Here is a 17,493-nt window from a genome sequence, read left to right on the forward strand (position 1 = left end):
AAACCTTCAGGTCAGTTGAGATCGGAACGAGGGTCGAATGCATCGCGCAGGCCATCGCCGATGAAGTTGATGGCCAGCACGGTGAGCACGAGTACGGCGCCGGGAAACATCCATTGCCAGGGGTATTGCTCGAGCACCACGGTGGAGCGGGCGAGATTGAGCATGTTGCCCCAACTGGCTTCGGGCGGTGCGATGCCGAGGCCGAGGAAGGAAAGGCCGGCTTCGAGCAGAATGGCATTGGCGATCTGCAGCGTGGCGTAGACGACAAGAATGTCGATGCAGTTCGGCAGGCCGTGGCGGAACAGGAGATGCGGCAGCCCCGCCCCCATGCCACGGGCGGCGACGACGAAGTCGCGCTCGCGCAGTTCGAGCAGCCGCGCGCGCACCATGCGCGACAGCACCGGCCATGAGAGCAGCGAGATCACCAGTATGGTCGGCGCGATGCCGGTGCCGGCGATCGAAGCGAGCACGAGCAGGAAGATCACCGGCGGCAGCGTCATTGCGAGGTCGACGAAGCGCATCACCGTGCCGTCGACAAGGCGCCCGCCGAAGCTGGCCACGGCGCCGACCAGGAAACCGATGACGATCGAGATGGCGACCGAGCAGACGGCAACCAGCAGCGAGATCCGTCCGCCTTGCAGCAGCCGGGCCATGACGTCGCGGCCGACGCCGTCGCTGCCGAGCCAATGAATGGCGGACGGTCCCTTGTTGATCGCCCTGAGATCGATGGCGTTGGGGCTGAACGGCCACCATAGGGAATAGGTCGAGACCGCCAGCAGGATGGGGATGACGATAAGCAGACCGGCGCGCGCCGCTCGATTTTCAAAGAAGCGGTCGAGCGCGCGGCGGAGCGGTCCCTTGGTTTGCGGCCCGGCTGTCGGGACGACTGTCGGATCTGGCGCGGTGATCGTCATCACGACACCTGGATGCGCGGATCGACGACGGCATAGACGATATCGGTCAGGAGATTGACCAGAATGACGCAGATGCCGATTACCAGAGTGGCGCCCATGATCACCGGGTAGTCCCTTGTGCCGACGGCGTTGACCAGCAGCAGGCCCATGCCCGGCCAGTTGAACACGCTTTCGAGGAAGATGGCGCCGCCGATCGCGATGCCGACCGTCGACCCGATCAGGGTGATGACCGGTAAAAGCGCATTGCGGGTTGCATGCTTGATGATCACCCAGAATTCGCGCACGCCCTTGGCACGTGCGGTCCGTACATAGTCCTGGTTGAGCACTTCCAGCAGCGACGCGCGCATGTAGCGCATGATCAGCGCGGCGTGTCCGATGGACAGCAGGCAGGCGGGCAGGACCAGGTGCGCGAGCACGTCCGCTACGGAAAAAGGCGCGCCGGCGGTCTGCATGCCGCCTGATGGCGCCCAGCGCAGCAGCACCGAGAAAAAGTATAGTCCCAGAAGTGCCGTCAGAAACGCCGGGCTGGAGATGCCGACGAAGGAAACCACCGACAGCGCGATGTCGGGCAGCGTGTTACGGCGGACGGCGCTGAAGATGCCGGCGGAAATGCCGAGCACGATGGCGATGGCCAGGCCGGTGCCCATCAACAGCGCGGTCGGGCCGATGCGCTCCATGACCAGCGGCAGCACGCCAACGCCGCTGCGCTGGATCGAATAGCCGAAGTCGCCGCCGAGCGCAGCGCGAAGCCAGGCGAGGTATTGCACGGGAAGCGGCTGGTCGAGCCCAAGCCGGTCGCGCAGGACTTCGAGGTCGGAAGCCGACATCGGGCTGGACGGGTTGATATAGGCGTCGATCGGATCGCCGGGCGCCAGCCGCAGCAGGATGAAAATGAGGACGCTCAGGGCGACCAGCATCAACAGTCCTGTAGCGCTGCGGCGGGCAATGAAACTCAGCATTGGCTGTCCGTGGCGATGGTGAGCGGAGCCGGCATCGTGCCGGCCCGTTTCGTTGGCGGGCCGGAATGGCCAGTCAGCCGTTTCACTGGATGTCCCAGCGTTCCGGGTGAGCCGCATAAGGACCGCCGCCCGGCGCCGGCGTCCAGACAAAGTCACGCAGCTTGTTGGAGGCTACGCCATAGCGGTTGGCCACCCATAATGTCGCCCAGGGCAGATCCTTGTTCATCACCTTGCAGACTTGCTGCCAGGATCGATCGATCTTGGCCGGATCGGTCTGGGTGAGCGCAGCGTCCAACGCGGCGCTGAGATCATCGAACTCGATGCGCATGGTGTTGAAGCCTGCCGGCGGAATCTGCGACTTGTTGAGACCCGGGCTGATGCCGGCCGGATTGGGACCGTTCTGCAGGCCGGCATAGACCATCGCAAACGCGTTCCAGTCCGGCGTGCCTTCCTTGTAGACGATGCCGTTATAAGTCGGCGTATCGACGACGCGCGGCACTACATTGATCCCGACCTCGGCCAGCATCGACTGGATGGCAGCCATCACGTTGGCGGCTTGCGGCGAGCCGTAATAGGTCAGCAAGGTGATCGGCTTGTCGCCGTTGATCTTGTCCCAGCCCGCCTCGGCAAGCAGAGCCTTGGCCTTTGCCGGATCATAGGCATAGGGTTCGAGACCTTCGGGAAGCAGGTGCGGCGCGACGTAGCCGCAATTGGCCGGTTTGGCCGCGCCGCCATAGAGGCTCTCGATGATGGCATTGCGATCGATCGCGTACATGATCGCCTGGCGCACGCGAACATCCTTAAAGAGCTCGACCTTCTGGTTGAGGCCGATGTAGTTGACCACATAGGAGGCGCCCTCGATCACCTTGAAATTGCTGTCGCTCTTGAAGGTTACCGCGTCGTCGGGCTCGACATAGGTGAACTGGATTTCGCCGGCGCGCAGCGCCGCGACGGCCGCCGCCGGGCTCTCGAAATACCTGTTGATGAGCACGTCGACCTTCGGCTTGCCGCCGCGATAGTCGTCATCCGCTGCCAGTTCGACATATTGATCGCTGACATAGCGCTTGAACTTGAAGGGGCCGGTGCCGACCGGCGTGGTGGACCACCAGGTGCTCGTGGCCAGCGTTTCCGGCGGCATCGCGGCCAGGGCATGCTCCGGCAGGATCATCACCTGCGAGAGAATCGACAGGAAGGAGCCGTTGGGCTTCGACAATTTGACGACCACGGTGCGATCGTCCGGCGCGTCGACCGACGCGATGTCACCGAGGCGCGCGGCAAACAGGCTGCCGGAGGCCTTGTTCCTGGCAAGCTCAAGCGTGAACTTGACGTCCTTGGATGTGAACGGCTTGCCGTCGTGCCAGCTCTCCTGGGCAAGGTTGAACGTGTAGGTCAGCTTGTCGTCACTGACCTTGTAGTCCTTGGCCAGATCGCCTTCGAGCTCGGTCAGTTCGGCGTTGTAGATGACCAGCGGTTCAAAATAGGTGCTGAGCCAGGTAAAGCCGCCGGTCGCAGCCAGCGGATTGAAGTTCTTGGGAAAGCCGCCGGGGCCGACATCGAACCCCCCGGTGATGGTCTTGACGCCCTGTGCCTGGACGCTGGTGGCAAGGCTAATGCCGCCGAGCAGCAGCCCGGTGATGGCCAGATGACGAGCTATAGTTCTGATGCGCATGGTTTCCTCCCTTGGCAATGTCAGGTAGTCCGGCGTTGGGTCAGGTAATCCGGTTTTTGGCGATGACTTGCTGAATACCCCTGTAGTGGTCGTCGAGGCGCTCGCGCGCCCGGTCGACATCCTTGGCGGCGACCGCCTCGACGATCTCGTGATGGTCGCGCCACGTCGCCAGCGGCGTCGGATTGTCGAGGCTGGTGAAGTTCGAGGCCTTGTTGAACGCCACCCAGAAGATGTCGATCAGCGCGCTCAACATGTGATTGTTCTGGCAGCGGAACAGCAACTGGTGGAATTGCTGGTCCTCTTCGGCAAAGCTTTCCTGGCGCTCGGCGCGCCGCCGCATGCTTTCGGTCAGCTGGCGCAGCGCGGCGATGTCTTCGGCGCTGATCATCTCGATGGTTTTTGCGATCAGGCCGGTCTCAAGGACGCGGCGGATCTCGCGCAGTTCCTCGACGTCGCGCAGCGAATCCTGCAGGCCGTATGCCAGATTATCCAGCAAGGGCTTGAACGAGAATTCCTTGACGAACACGCCAATGCCGCGACGCGTCTCCAGAATGCCGATCGACTCCAGCGCCTTGATCGCTTCGCGCACCGAGTTGCGGCCGACGCCGAGCCGCTGCGCCAGGAAGGTCTCCGGAGGCAAGGGGTCCCCCGCCTTGAGCTGATTGCTCTGGATATATTTCCTGAGGCTCTCCTGCACGCTGACGTGAAGCAGCGGCGGTCGGGTCAGCGGTTCGATCGATTTTTGTTCCGGGTTCAACTTGGTTTCCGAACTCGATTTGGGTTCCGGCATTTTTCTCCCAGCGCCGCTGCAATTGCGGCCGATGGCGCGTCGCAAAGCGGTCGATGCTTGTAGTATAGCGACTTGTAGGATATCCTGCAAGTAAGAGGATACGTCACCTGAATGAAGATCGTCTTGGCCGGCTCAAGCCATTGGCACGCTGAAATGCATCTCGACGCTGCACGTTTTTGCGGCGCCGAGATTGCCGGCATTTGGGATGAGGACGCGCAGCATGCGCGCGCCTTCGCGACGCGCCAGCATTTGCCGTTCATCGCCGACTTTGCGAAAATCCTCTCCAGCCCGCCGGACGCGATCCTGCTGATGGGGCACCCTTCGACGATACCGGCGCGGGCGCGCGCCGTCATCGAAGCCGGCATACCGCTGATCCTGGAAAAGCCGGCGGCGAGCAGCGCCGCAGCGTTGGCTGTGCTCAGCGAGTTGGCGAGGCAGCACCAGGCCTTTGTCAGCGTTCCCCTGCCCAACCGCTTTGGGCCGGCCGCCACTGCCTTTGAACGGCTGCGCAGCCAAGGCCGCGCCGGTGCGGTCGCGCATTGCCAGTTCCGGCTGGTCAATGGCCCGCCGCAGCGCTATGCGGCCGACGGCGTCGCCTGGATGGTGGATCCGGCGATCGGTGGCGGCGGCGCACTGAGGAACCTCGGCATACACGGCGTCAATGCCGCGCTCGGCCTGGCAACCGGCGAGCTCAGGCTAAAAACCGTCTCGATCGAGAACCGCATTCACCGCGCCCCGGTCGAGGACCATGCGCTGCTTGTGCTGGAAGACGCTGCCGGAGCGTTGTTCGTCGTCGAGGCCGGATACACTTTTGCTTCGATGCGCCCCGGCGGCGATTTCGAATGGCGTATCGTCAGTGAGAATGCGACCCTCATCGACTATGGCGAGCGCGCCTTCTGTGCGACGCTCGACAATGGCGCTATCATCGAATTGCCGATCGAATTGCCGGCGACGCGCTACCGCCTGTGCATGAGCGACACGCTCGACCGGCTGGCTCGAAAAGCGCCGCCGGCGACTTCGGTCGATGACTATGTTGCGGCGATGTCGCTGATCGACGCCGCGTATGAAAAGGCAGGACGATGATTGGAATAGGCATTATCGGAGCGGGCGATTTCGGCGCCGCCCATGCAAGGGCAATCAAGCAGGTGCAGGGCCTGCATCTCGTCGCATCGTGCCGCGGGAATAACGATGCCCTGGCCGCCTTCACCAGCGAACATGGTGGTCGCGGCTACACCGACTGGCGCAAGCTGCTCGACGACAAGGATGTCGAGGCAGTCCTCATCGCCAGTCCTCACCATCTCCATGCCGAAATGGCCATCGGCGCGGCGAACGCCGGCAAGCACGTCATGCTGGAAAAACCGATGGCGCCGACGGCGGCGGCCTGCGATGCGATCAACGCCGCCGTGGCCGCTGCTGGCGTCAAGCTGATGGTCGCCCATCTCATGCATTTCGCGCTGCCTTGCATGGCGGCCAGGCAAATGCTTGAGCAAGGAACGCTCGGCCGGCCGCTCGTCGGATCGAGCTGGATCATCAAGCTGTGGATGGAGCACAATCGCCGCGACTGGCATCTGCGCAAGGCCACCGGCGGCGGCATGCTGTTGACGGCCGGCATCCATGCGCTCGACCGCCTCGTCTGGCTCATGGATGACGACGTCGTGTCGGTGAGCGCCATGCTTGGCGCCATGTCCCATGATCAGGCAGCCGACGACACCGCCCTGCTCGGACTGCGCTTCGCCGGCGGCGGGCTCGGCCAGGTGCAGAGCGTCGGCTATCGCAATGGGGCGGCCGGCTACGTCATGGAGCTGGTCTGCGAGCAGGCAACGCTGCGCATCGACATGGACCGCGGCACGATGCTTGGCCGCGACACGGCCTGGACCGACCTGCCCGGCTCGTTCGAGCCGAACTGGATGCATGCCGCGCTGGTGCGCGAATGGAGCGCGATGCGCGATGCCATTGCCGACGACAAGCCGGTGCCGGTCGACGGCGCCTATGGCCGCAAGATCATCGCCATTATCGAGGGCGCCTTTGCGTCGAACGAAACGCGCCGCGAGCACGAGATCGCCGATGCGCCCTGAGCTCGACGATCACCCGAGCCACTTGCCCGCAGACGCGCCGCGCGGCGTCTGGGGCGCGGTGATGCTGGCCATCGACGATCGCGGGGCAATCGACTGGGAAGCGACGGAGGAAACGATCGCCCGGCTCTGCGCATCAGGCGTCGACGGCATCTATTCCAATGGCACGGCCTGCGAATTCCACTGCCAGACCGAGCCCGAGTTCGACCGGCTTTGCGCCTTGGTGGCCGCGATTGCCGGCCGCGCGCGCCTGCCCTTCCAGATCGGCATCAGCCAGTCCAATCCGCGCGTCGCACGCGAGCGGCTGATGCGGGTGTCGGCGCTTCGTCCGGCCGCGGTGCAATTCACCTTGCCCGACTGGTGGCCGCCCAGCGACGGCGAGGTCATGCGCTTCGTCGGCGGCCTTTGCGAGACCGCGCCCGACATGCCGCTGGTGCTCTACAATCCACCGCATGCCAAGCGCCGCCTGACGCTCGAAGGCATCGCCAGGCTGCGTGCAGCGGTGCCGTCGCTGGTCGGCGCCAAATTGCCGGGCGGCGACGCCGGTTGGTACGCCGACATGCGCCGCGAACTGCCGGGATTTTCGGTCTTCGTGCCCGGCCATACGCTGGCGACGGGATTTGCCCAGGGAGCGCATGGCAGCTACTCCAACGTCGCCTGTCTTAACCCCAAGGGCGCGGTAATGTGGTGGCAGACGATCCGCACCGACGTGGCGGCCGCTGCCGAGGTCGAGACGCGCATCCAGGCCTTTCTCGCCACCCACGTACTGCCCTTTCGCGCTCGCTATGACGTCAGCGATGCGGCGCTCGACAAAGCGATGGCGGCGGCCGGCGGCTGGGCGCCGCTTGGCCCGCGACTGCTCTGGCCTTACAGCTCGGTCCCCGACGAGGCGATCGCGACGCTGGCCGAGGCCGCACGCATGACCTTTCCCGAATGGTGGCAGTGACCTCGGCTATCGCATGTGCCTGCCCCCTGATCCAAGGGGAACAACCATGGCCTGTTCCGGAATTGACGCCTGACAGACTCGTGGTCATGCTGGACCGATGACAAGAGGTGTACTGCTGGACCTCGCAGGCGTCATCTATGATGGCGAGACCGCCATACCAGGCGGGATCGACGCCGTCACGCGTTTGCGCCAGGCCGGCTTGGCCATACGCTTCATAAGCAATACCACGCGCTCGTCGAAACAGAGCGTTCTCGAACGTCTGCAGGCGATGGGACTCACCGTTACCAGGGCAGATGTTTTCACCCCGGCGCACGCTGCACGCGATTGGCTGCTTCGCAATGGCCGAGCGCCATATTTGCTGATTCACCCCGGTCTTGCGCCGGACTTTTGCGAACTGCCGGATCGCGACAAGCGCGCCGTCATCGTCGGCGATGCCGGAGACGCCTTCACCTATGGGGCGTTGAATGACGCGTTCCGCGAGCTGAGCGCCGGGGCCGAATTGCTGGCCCTTGCCACCAACCGGACGTTTCGGGATGCCGACGGCGAGCTCAGCCTCGATGCGGGGCCATTCGTCGCGGCATTGGAATTTGCCTCGCTGAAACGCGCAACCGTTCTCGGCAAGCCGTCGTCGGAATTCTTTCTGTCGGCGCTGGCAAGCATGGACTGTCCGCCAGACCAGGCGATCATGGTCGGCGACGACGCCGAGGCCGACATAGCTGGCGCGCTAAGCGCCGGACTGTCGGGCGCATTGCTGGTGAGGACCGGAAAATACCGGCACGGCGACGAGAAACGGTTTGATCCGCGCCCGACCGCAACCGTCGCCGATCTCGCGGCGGCGACCGACTGGATCCTTGCGCGCCGGGACTGAACCGGCCGCACAGCGTGCGCTTCGCTCGAGATATCCGGGCTAGGTCGTCTGGCGCTCCATTTCCACCTCGGCCCCCAGACTTTCGATGTCGCGGAAGATCGAAGCGACAGCCAGCGTGCGCCCTTCGCGCTTGAAGCGGAGCAGGCAATCCCTGGCAACGATGTCGCCATCGATCGCGATCTCGTCCCATTGCACGGCATGGCCGACATAGTTGATGGGAACATCGTAGTGCTGGCTCCAGAAGAACGGCACGGCGACGAACTTCTGGCGATGGCCGAGCATGTTGAGGGCCGCGGTTTGCCCCTGCCGCTCGGCAACCACCCAATGCTCGACCCGAATGTTCTCGCCACTGTGAGGATCCGGCCACCGCGCAATGTCGCCGGCCGCGAAGATGCCTGGTGCGCTCGTCTCCAAAAAGGCGTTTACGACGACACCGCGGTCAAGGGTGAGCCCCGCCGTTTCGGCAAGCCCTGTCCGCGGTCGCACGCCGATGCCGGCGACGACGAGATCCGCCGCCAACGTATCGCCACCGCCGAGTTTCACCTCGCTGGCGTCGATGCTGCTCGCAGTGTCCTCGAGATGGAATACGACACCATTCTCCTCATGCAGGGCGCGGATGAAGTCGGCCATTTGCGGACCCATGATCCGTTCCATGGGCCGTTTTTCCGGCGCCACGACATGAACTTCGATCGAGCGCGACCGTAGCGCCGCGGCAACCTCCAGGCCAATGAAACTGGCGCCAAGCACGACGGCGCGGCGCGCAGTCGTGGCTCGCTCGATGATCGCCTTGCAGTCTGCGAACGAGCGCAGCGTGTGAACATGTGGCTGGTCGGCGCCTTGTATGGTCAGGCGAACCGGTTCGGCTCCGGTCGCCAGGAGTAGCCTGTCGTAGGCAGTCCAGGCCCCGTCCGCGAGCACAACCTCGCCAGAACGCGTATCGATGCTGGCGACATCCGCATTGAGGCGCAGGTCGATGCCGTTCTTCGAATAGAAGCTTTCTCGGCGCAGCGGAATCCAATCCTCCGGTGCTTTGCCGGCGAGGTAGTCCTTGGAAAGATTGGGCCGATCAACCGGCGGCGCTTCGTCGTTGCTGAGCATGACAATGCTGCCTTGATAATGTTCGCGCCGCAGTGTTTCTGCCGCCGCGAAACCGGCGGCGCCGCCACCGACAATGACGATTTTTTCGGGAGCCTGGCTGGAGCCGCCAGGGCGCGGCTTGGACACCGTCCGCTTGCGTTTCTCGCCCACGACTATCCGATCATCGCGTTGTTCCACCGACCAGCACGCGAGTGGACTGAAAGCAGGGGCGCGCAAGGCCTCGCCTGTACGCAAATCAAAACACGCGTGATGCCAGGGACACCGGACGGTGTCTTCCGCCACAAGACCGTCGACGAGCGGCCCGCCATAATGTGTGCATGTCGCGCCGATGGCGAAGATCTCGGCCCCGCGGCGCACCAGCAGCACCGGCTCATCGCCGCAATGGCCGAGGAGCTTTCCGCCGTCGGCAAGGTCGGATAACGCGATACCCTCGACCAGATCCGGCCCGGTTGGTTTGGCATGATCTTCAGCCATTTTCCTCTCCCTTGGCGCGATCCAGAAGATCGCCTGTACGGCCGAGAAGCGGGAAATCGTCAGGTCACCAGCCTCGGAATACCTTCTGCTTGGCCAGCGCGCCTTCAGGTTCTCGGACACCGCTTGTGCCCAAACGTCCGGCCGCGTCATTCGTTGCCAGTTGCGCAGTACACGCCGTCGATTTCCTGGCGTTTGGATTCGTTGCCGAAGGAATGACGCCGTCGCGTAAACTTTTTCGCCGGACATGCGTTGTTCGTTCTCCAAGCCAAGGAGACAGCCATGCAGATGAAATCGGAAATCGCCGGCGAGGCCGCCAAGCAACGCCACATCCAGCGCGGCATCGACGCCAAGGACAAAACGAAGGGCAACGGCAAGCAACAAGGCGCCATGCAGGCCGGAGCACGCAAATATCCCGAGCCGCCCTTTCCCGAGCAGCACCAGCCGAAGCCAGGGCATGAATGGGCGATAGAGCCGGCGCCGCTTTACGACGCGCCATTCTATATCGGATCAAAAAAGCTGGACGGCAAAGTGGCCGTCATCACCGGCGGCGATTCCGGCATCGGCCGAGCCGTGGCCGTGCTCTATGCGCGCGAAGGCGCCGATGTGGCGATCGTCTATCTGTGCGAGGACAAGGATGCTGAAGAAACCAAGAGGGCCGTCGAAGCCGAGGGCCGGCGCTGCACGCTGGTCAAGGCCGACGTCAGCGAACGCGACCACTGCCACAAGGCTGTGACTAAGGTGGTGAAGGAATTTGGCCGGATCGACGTGCTGGTCAACAACGCCGCTTTCCAGGTCCATTCCAGCGACTTCAGTGAGCTGACCGAGGAGCATTTCGACACGACGCTGAAGACCAACCTCTACGGCTATTTCCACATGGCGCAGGAGGCCCTTCCGCATATGAAGCCTGGTTCGGCGATCATCAACAGCGGCTCCATAACCGGCATCGAGGGCTCGAAGCAGCTGGTCGACTATTCGATGACCAAGGGCGGCATTCATGCCTTCACGCGCGCGCTGTCCGGCAACCTCATCGAAAAGGGAATTCGGGTGAACTGCGTGGCGCCAGGCCCGGTGTGGACCCCGCTCAACCCGTCGGACAAGCAAGCCGGCGACGTCTCGAAATTTGGCGCAGACACGCCGATGAAACGGCCGGCGCAACCGGAGGAAATCGCGCCGGCCTATGTGTTCCTCGCCTCGCCGCATTGTTCAAGCTACATCACCGGCGAGATATTGCCGATCATCGGCGGCTACTGAGAACGTGTCGCCCGCACTGCCTCGATCATCGTGGACCTCTCGCCTGTGGCGGAGGTAGCGGCGATCTCAGATATGAAATGGTCGACAGATGTATTTCATTGCCTTGGCGACGGACTATGACGGCACGCTGGCGCACGATGGGATCGTAGTCGAAAAGACGCTTGCAGCCCTCGAACGGTTCAAGAAAAGTGGCCGCAAGCTCATCCTCGTCACTGGCCGCGAACTGCCCGACCTCAAGCGGGTTTTTCCCGAACTCGGCGTGTTCGACAAGGTCGTCGCCGAAAATGGGGCGTTGATCTACACGCCTGCCAGCGAGGAAGAACGTGCGATCTCACCGGCGCCGGCGCCGAAATTTGTCGCCAGTTTGAAGAAACGCGGCGTCAAGCCGCTTTCAGTCGGACGGTCGATCGTCGCGACCTGGGAACCACACCAGGCAACAGTTCTTGAGGTCATCAAGGAACTCGGGCTGGAGCTGGAAATCATCTTCAACAAGGGCGCGGTGATGGTGCTGCCCACCGGCATCAACAAGGCAGCCGGGCTGGCAGCCGCACTTGAGGACCTCAAGCTGTCGCCACACAATGTGGTCGGTATTGGCGATGCTGAAAACGATCATGCGTTCCTGCGGGCCTGCGGCTGCAGCGTCGCTGTCGAGAACGCCCTTGCGGCGGTCAAGGATACAGCGGATCTTGTAACGCGCGGCGCACGTGGAAAGGGCGTCGAGGAACTGATCGAAAAACTGGTAAAGCGTGATCGGGAATTTGTCCGAAAAGGCCGTGACTGCATCCTTCTCGGTTCGGTCGGCGGCGACGAAGTCTATCTGACGCCGACCGACACGGTTCTGATCGCCGGAAGCTCCGGCATCGGCAAATCCACCTTGGCCACCGCGCTGACGGAACGCTTCGTCGAGAACGGATTTCAATTCTGCGTTTTCGATCCGGAAGGCGACTATGATGGCCTCGAAGGCGCCGTCCGGGTAGGCGATGCCTCAAGCGAACCGACAAAGGCACAAGTGCTCGACCTGATCGAAAAGCCCGACACCAATGTGGTCGTCAACGGGCTGGCGTTGCGGGTCAATGAGCGACCAGGCTTCTTTGCCGACCTGCTCCCCGGTCTTGGCAATTTCCGCTACCGTACGGCGAGGCCGCATTGGCTGGTCATCGACGAGGCGCATCATCTTCTGCCCAAGAGGCGCGACGACACGCGCGCCATCCTGTCGTTGGAATTGCCGGGCACTGTCCTGATCACCGTTCATCCGGAAGCGATCTCGACCGACGCCCTGCGTCTGGTCACTGCCGTCATTGCGCTCGGTCCCAAGGCCAAGAATGTCATCAAGGCCTTTTGTCAGGAGACGGACACCAAGCCGCCAAAGGATATTCCCTCGCCAAAAGGCGAGCGTGTGCTGTTCTGGCGGCCGCAAGCCCGCAAGAAAATTGCCATGGTCAAAGCGATCGAGCCGCGCCAGTCGCTCAAGCGTCACAGCCGCAAATATGCAGAAGGTCAACTCGACGAGGCCGGCAGCTTCTATTTCAGAGGTCCCGACAACGCGATGAACCTCCGGGCCCACAACCTGATGATCTTCGCTCAGATTGCCGAGGGCATCGACGACAGAACCTGGGAGCATCACCTGCGCGCCGGCGACTATTCCGAATGGTTTCGCCGACAGATCAGGGACAAGGATCTGGCGCGCGAGACCGCCGAGGCGGAAAAGGACGAAATGCTCTCGGCGCAGGAAAGCCGCAAGCACGTTCTGGATGCGGTGCGTCGCCGTTATACGGCTCCTGCCACCGCCCCGGAGGAATAGAGAGGAATAGGGTGCGAAAGGATCGCCCACGCACATCATTCTCGGAGGCACCGGCCGTGTTGGTTCTCTGCAGCCATGTCGCTTTTACAGCAGGGCGAAGCAGTGGTCGGTTGACCGCGTCATCCACGCCGAGTTCCCTTTCATCCATGGCGTTTTGACTGGTCAGGGTTCACTATATCCAATGGCAAAGAGGCGCAGGTCATAGGCCTCGGGATCGCGACGAAAGATCAACGCGCCCTTCCGTTGGGAATTCTGTGGGACATAGTCGAGCGTAGCGCTGCTATCCTCGACGACCTCATCGCCGTTGCGGAGCTCACCTTTGATCTCGACAGCAGCAACTGATTTCCCCGCCCTGTTTGCAGCGGCGAACTCGACCACGTAGCCCCCCTCGGTGACCGCGACCGCGAGCGGCACCACAACGATCCGGGCGGTCCCATCGCGCGTGCTCACGCCATCGACGACAAGATAACCGAGCACGGCAACCAGGACTACGGAGCTTATGCCCGCCACGACCCACTCCGTGACCGAAGTCCCGGGTTTGCGTGTCTTTGCTTTGTTGTCGGACTGCTGCTTCTGTTGCTTGTCGCCTTTTGCGGGGTTCCTTGTCACAGAATGAGCCTCGCAACCGCCGCCCCGAGCGCGCCAGGAAACGACAGAACCACGACTGCACTGAGTGTCTCCGAAAAGCCGGCGCCATCGGTCCTGCCGAAGGTCCACAAGATGTAGAGGTTCACAAGCATCACCAGGACATAGCCGACGATCGCATAGCGAAAGAAGATGCTGACGAATCCAGCGCCTGGCTCGGGACTGTGCGAGCCGCGGAATTCGAACTCATAGACGAAGGCGTGCATGAGAGCGAGGGTGACCACCACCAGGGCGATTTCCTGCCAGGGCTCCATCTTGTAGGCGATGAGGACGACCTCTTCCGTCGGTGCGATGTTCACCGATAGAAATAGCGCTCCGACCACCATCAGGAACAGCTCTCCGGTGTAGCCGGGCTCGGGAATGTCCTCCTCCTCCAACAAACTCGGGCCGAGCTGAGCGCGTGCCAAGGATGCCCCGAGACTGCCCGGGACAATTTGCACCGCAATTTTGCCAATCACCTCCCGTAGCGGCATTTCGGCGGTCACGATGCCGAAAATAAACAACACCGCCGTAGCCGCCACAGCGGCCACAAGTATCGCCACAAAAGCATCGGCGATGCGGTCGCGCAGCGCCACCGTGTGGCGAAAGCCTCCGTACTTGTGCAGCAGCACCAGCATTGGCAAAGTGACAGCGAGGAACAGGGCGAGCCGCAGTGGGTGAAGGTGAAAGCCCAGCGCCCAGGCCTCCATGGTCATCAACACCGGGGCGGCGAAGATCAACGCTCCGGCAAAGGCACGGCCAAGACCAATCCAGAACTCACGCGGCGTTAGCGCATGCCTGACGATGATCTCGGTTGGCGCCACGTCCGCTCCTCAGAGATAGCCTGCGGGGAACAATGTTTCCTGGACAATCTTGTTCCGGACCGCTGCATCTTCGCCACAGCCGAACGGCGCTGCGATGTTCAAAGCCAAGCCAAACCTGTTGGGAACTCGCGAGCCAGCTTTCCGTTCAACCTCTCGATCGAAATGACAACCCAAAGCCGACACAGCGTCTGGAGTGAAATCATGAAATCGCAGCTCGTCGCCGAAAGCGCCGGACAAAGGACGTTCGTTGTGGTGCTTGATCCCGGCGAGGAAGCGTTCGCGGCGCTCACATCTTTCGCTGTCGATAACGATATTGGCGGCGCCTCGCTGACCGCGCTCGGCGCCTTCGAAAAGGCGACTGTCGGCTGGTTCGACATCGAGGAAAAAACTTATCGGAAAATCCCGGTGCTGGAACAGTGCGAGGTGCTCAGCGCGATCGGCGACGTTGCGATCGGCGACGACGGCAAGCCCAGCCTTCACGTCCATGCGGTGCTCGGATTGCGCGACGGCAGCACGAAGGGCGGACATCTGCTCGATGGCATTGTTCGGCCTACACTCGAAGTCACTTTGGTGGAAACGCCTGGTCATCTGCGCCGCAGAAAACGTCCGGAACTCGGCATCGCCTTGATTGATCTGGATGCCTGAACACGGATCAGGCCAGGTCCGCTGAACTGCGTTCCGGTCCGATCATCCCTTTTGTTTGATTTGTTTAGCATCCGCGGGCGCCTCGGGTGCGGTCTCCCAGCCGAACACGCTGCGGCCGCCGAGCAGATGCGACTGATCGAACTCTCCGGCAACGATTTCCTTCAGACTGGGGCCGGTGACATAGCGTTCGACCTGCCGCGACTGCTCGTCGAGCCGCTTCAAGGCGCCGAGTTCTTCGTCGCGACCGAGCCTGGCCTTGTGGACGGCCGACTTCAGCACGCCGATCGTCTCGTCATAGACCTTCAGCGGCACGGGGAATGGATGCCTGTCCTTGCCGCCATGTGCCAGCGAGAAGCGCCCGGGATCGGAAAACCGGCATGGCGCGCCATGCAAGACCTCGGCGACCAGCGCCAGCGCCCGCACCGTGCGCGCACCGACGCCGGGCACCAGGAGAAGCTCGGAGAAATCGGCGGGGCCACGCTCGGCAGCCGCCGCCATGTTGCCATGAAGACGACGCATGACGACATCGCTTTCGCGAACGTTGTGGTGCGCCGGCATGACCAGATGCGGCAGCATTGGCTGATCGGGCTCCGGTGCGACAGCCACATCACGTTCGAGCGCGGCGAACTCCCTCAGAATGCGATCCGGTCCGAGAACCTGCAGGAGATCCAACTGGCCCTTGCGCGAGGCATCGGCGCGGCGGTCGGTCAGGTTGACGATCTCGCCCTGGTTGGCGCCTTCGATGGCGGCATGCGGCTGGTCGACGAAACTCTTCAGGCCTTCGGACAGCCAGTGATAGCGGCGCGCCACCTTGCTGTCGCCGTTCATGCCCTGCTGCACCACGACCCAGTCGCCGTCATCGGTGACGATAAAGCCATGCAGATAAAGGTCGAAGCCGTCCTGGACGGCGGCGCTGTCAACCTTGGCGACAAGCCGGCTGGCGGTTGCCAGGCCTGCTCCATCGAAGCCGACGCGTTCGCCGATGGCGGCAAGCTCGTGCGGGGTCTTGCGTGAATGCGCGCCGCGGCCGCCGCACACGTGAATACCGAGTTCGCCGGAGAGCGGAGCCAAACCACGTTTCAGGGCACCGATGACGCTGGTCGTGATACCGGAGGAATGCCAGTCCATTCCCATGACGGCGCCAAACGACTGGAACCAGAAGGGATGCGCCAGCCGGCGCAGCAGCTCCTCGCGACCGTAATGGTGAATGATCGCCTCGCACATGACGGCTCCGAGGCGCGTCATACGGTCGCCGAGCCATTTCGGCACGCGTCCGCCATGAAGTGGGAGGTCTGCGCTTCCCGATCGTTGTGCCAAATTTTTCTGCCTGTTTCGACCTATGCCTTGCGTTCAACAGATAGTATCGAAAGCAGTGTGAAGAAGCGATGATGCCAGTTCGCTTGGATTACAAACCGATCGCAATTCAATTCAGCTGGGCCATTCGGGTACCATCGGCGGCCTTGCCGGTTACCGGTCGGCCGGATTTCCGACCGCCGGATCGCGCCGCCTTGAATATCTTCCCACACGCGGCAGCTCGTCGCCAAATTCCACCCACGGCAGCTTCATGTCCCAATAGGCGTGAGCCTGCGGCGCAAAGCGCTCGGGGTGGTCGAAGAAGCCGATCGTCAGATAAAGTTCCTCGGGAAGCCCCTGGTCGAAGTAGGCTATGGATGTCCCGCAATCGGCGCAGAAGGTGCGGAGCACGCCTCGGGTCCTTGAGAATTTTTTTGGCGCGCCGGTGAGCAATCTGAATTGGGCCGGCCGATAGCCGACCCAGACGGTCAGTGGGCTGCCTATCGCCTTGCGACAATCGTCATCGTGATCGGAGCAAATCCAGAACGGGTCACCATGCATCTCAGCACTTATCGAACCGCAAAAACAGGAGCCGGTCTCGATTCTGGTCATCGAACTATCGCTTCTGATCGAGGCGACCGTTGCGGGTACAGGGTCCGCAGGGTGATCGAATAGCGGTGCGCGGAAACCGGCGGGATGCTGTGCTCCCATTCGGTGCGCGCCAGGCCCGTCATCAGGTAAGCCGACCTTGGCTCGAGGGTGACGGTCACGCGAGCCCATCTCGTGCCGTTCTTCCGGCGGAGCCGAAAGCTGCATGGCGCAAGAAGAGAAACGCCGGCCACGGCATCGAACTGCGGCTTGTCGCGATGCCAGCCGATACCCGCGCCGGGCCGATACTCGTTGATCAAGACGTGCACGAAAGCATCGGCGGGCAGCCGCGCAAATGCCGCCACCTTGTCCCTGAGCGGCATCAGAAAAGCAGGGATCGGCGGCGCCTCGACCACCTTGCGTTGGTCAAAATCGTAGCGCAGGCCAAAACCGGCGACGCGCCGGTTTGCGAGATGGCCATGAAAGTCGAAAGGCTGGAAGGCGAGACTTTCGAGCTGCCGCACCAGTTCGGCCTCTTCCGCCGCTGTGATCAGCTCCGGCTGGTAGCGAAATCCTTCCGGCAGGTCGTCACGTGCGTGAAAGTCGGGCGCACGAAACAGGTCGCCTTGCCCAGCGAATTGCGGCTGCCTGGTTTTGAGCGATGGCATCAACCCTAA

The 17,493-nt window shown here is 62.7% G+C and carries 17 protein-coding genes; 7 read left to right on the top strand and 10 right to left on the bottom strand.

Annotated features, from left to right (window positions below; translation table 11 throughout):
* Window positions 1–11: 11 nt before the first annotated feature.
* The 4 genes from M727_RS0119420 to M727_RS0119435 all read right to left on the bottom strand — a co-directional run bounded on the left by M727_RS0119420 (window position 12) and on the right by M727_RS0119435 (window position 4,332).
* The gene (locus M727_RS0119420; RefSeq protein ID WP_036262728.1) at window positions 12–914 is read right to left on the bottom strand and encodes an ABC transporter permease; all 903 of its coding nucleotides are present in this window, start codon (window positions 912–914) and stop codon (window positions 12–14) included.
* Entirely contained in the window at window positions 914–1,873 is a 960-nt protein-coding gene (locus M727_RS0119425; RefSeq protein WP_027154064.1) for an ABC transporter permease, read from the bottom strand. Before M727_RS0119425 ends, M727_RS0119420 begins: the two co-directional genes overlap by 1 nt.
* Window positions 1,874–1,955: 82 nt before the next feature.
* Complete coding sequence (locus M727_RS0119430; RefSeq protein WP_027154065.1) at window positions 1,956–3,542, bottom strand: ABC transporter substrate-binding protein; 1,587 nt, start codon at window positions 3,540–3,542, stop codon at window positions 1,956–1,958.
* Between the two features lie 40 nt (window positions 3,543–3,582).
* Window positions 3,583–4,332, bottom strand: coding sequence for a FadR/GntR family transcriptional regulator (locus M727_RS0119435; protein ID WP_027154066.1), 750 nt, complete (start codon window positions 4,330–4,332; stop codon window positions 3,583–3,585).
* A 111-nt stretch (window positions 4,333–4,443) separates the two neighbouring features.
* On the opposite strand from M727_RS0119435, the gene M727_RS0119440 reads away from it, so the two are divergent.
* From M727_RS0119440 to M727_RS0119455, 4 genes are all read left to right on the top strand, one after another.
* Window positions 4,444–5,415, top strand: a complete 972-nt coding sequence (locus M727_RS0119440; protein ID WP_027154067.1) for a Gfo/Idh/MocA family oxidoreductase — start codon at window positions 4,444–4,446, stop codon at window positions 5,413–5,415.
* Complete coding sequence (locus tag M727_RS0119445; protein ID WP_027154068.1) at window positions 5,412–6,407, top strand: Gfo/Idh/MocA family oxidoreductase; 996 nt, start codon at window positions 5,412–5,414, stop codon at window positions 6,405–6,407. Before M727_RS0119440 ends, M727_RS0119445 begins: the two co-directional genes overlap by 4 nt.
* Window positions 6,397–7,350 (top strand): dihydrodipicolinate synthase family protein, encoded by a 954-nt coding sequence (locus M727_RS0119450; protein WP_036262730.1) that lies wholly within the window; start codon window positions 6,397–6,399, stop codon window positions 7,348–7,350. The genes M727_RS0119445 and M727_RS0119450 overlap by 11 nt, the downstream gene beginning before the upstream one ends.
* Before the next feature lie 97 nt (window positions 7,351–7,447).
* The gene (locus M727_RS0119455) at window positions 7,448–8,218 is read left to right on the top strand and encodes a TIGR01458 family HAD-type hydrolase (protein ID WP_027154070.1); all 771 of its coding nucleotides are present in this window, start codon (window positions 7,448–7,450) and stop codon (window positions 8,216–8,218) included.
* Window positions 8,219–8,257: 39 nt separating this feature from the next.
* On the opposite strand, the gene M727_RS0119460 is transcribed toward M727_RS0119455, so the two are convergent.
* The gene (locus tag M727_RS0119460; protein WP_027154071.1) at window positions 8,258–9,790 is read right to left on the bottom strand and encodes an FAD-dependent oxidoreductase; all 1,533 of its coding nucleotides are present in this window, start codon (window positions 9,788–9,790) and stop codon (window positions 8,258–8,260) included.
* Between the two features lie 279 nt (window positions 9,791–10,069).
* On the opposite strand from M727_RS0119460, the gene M727_RS0119465 reads away from it, so the two are divergent.
* Window positions 10,070–11,041 carry an SDR family oxidoreductase gene (locus M727_RS0119465; protein ID WP_027154072.1) on the top strand — a complete coding sequence of 324 codons (972 nt, stop codon included), beginning with the start codon at window positions 10,070–10,072 and terminating at the stop codon, window positions 11,039–11,041.
* 88 nt (window positions 11,042–11,129) lie between these two features.
* Window positions 11,130–12,842 carry an HAD-IIB family hydrolase gene (locus M727_RS0119470; protein WP_027154073.1) on the top strand — a complete coding sequence of 571 codons (1,713 nt, stop codon included), beginning with the start codon at window positions 11,130–11,132 and terminating at the stop codon, window positions 12,840–12,842.
* Between the two features lie 162 nt (window positions 12,843–13,004).
* On the opposite strand, the gene M727_RS0119475 is transcribed toward M727_RS0119470, so the two are convergent.
* On the bottom strand, window positions 13,005–13,451 hold the full coding sequence (locus tag M727_RS0119475) for a TIGR02588 family protein (RefSeq protein WP_027154074.1): 447 nt from the start codon (window positions 13,449–13,451) through the stop codon (window positions 13,005–13,007).
* Complete coding sequence (locus M727_RS0119480) at window positions 13,448–14,290, bottom strand: TIGR02587 family membrane protein (protein WP_023801354.1); 843 nt, start codon at window positions 14,288–14,290, stop codon at window positions 13,448–13,450. The genes M727_RS0119475 and M727_RS0119480 overlap by 4 nt, the downstream gene beginning before the upstream one ends.
* A 201-nt stretch (window positions 14,291–14,491) precedes the next feature.
* Here M727_RS0119480 and M727_RS0119490 point away from each other — a divergent pair, with 201 nt between their 5' ends.
* A complete protein-coding gene (locus M727_RS0119490; RefSeq protein WP_023801352.1) occupies window positions 14,492–14,935 on the top strand; it encodes a PPC domain-containing DNA-binding protein in 444 nt (147 codons plus the stop codon).
* Between the two features lie 42 nt (window positions 14,936–14,977).
* Here M727_RS0119490 and M727_RS0119495 read toward each other — a convergent pair whose 3' ends face one another.
* The 3 genes from M727_RS0119495 to M727_RS0119505 all read right to left on the bottom strand — a co-directional run bounded on the left by M727_RS0119495 (window position 14,978) and on the right by M727_RS0119505 (window position 17,484).
* Complete coding sequence (locus tag M727_RS0119495; RefSeq protein WP_027154075.1) at window positions 14,978–16,252, bottom strand: DUF763 domain-containing protein; 1,275 nt, start codon at window positions 16,250–16,252, stop codon at window positions 14,978–14,980.
* Window positions 16,253–16,402: 150 nt separating this feature from the next.
* On the bottom strand, window positions 16,403–16,840 hold the full coding sequence (locus tag M727_RS0119500) for a GFA family protein (RefSeq protein ID WP_027154076.1): 438 nt from the start codon (window positions 16,838–16,840) through the stop codon (window positions 16,403–16,405).
* Window positions 16,837–17,484, bottom strand: coding sequence for an alpha-ketoglutarate-dependent dioxygenase AlkB (locus tag M727_RS0119505; RefSeq protein WP_036262735.1), 648 nt, complete (start codon window positions 17,482–17,484; stop codon window positions 16,837–16,839). The genes M727_RS0119500 and M727_RS0119505 overlap by 4 nt, the downstream gene beginning before the upstream one ends.
* Window positions 17,485–17,493 lie beyond the last annotated feature (9 nt).

It is taken from the genome of Mesorhizobium sp. WSM2561 (assembly GCF_000513915.1).
Lineage (GTDB): Bacteria > Pseudomonadota > Alphaproteobacteria > Rhizobiales > Rhizobiaceae > Mesorhizobium > Mesorhizobium muleiense.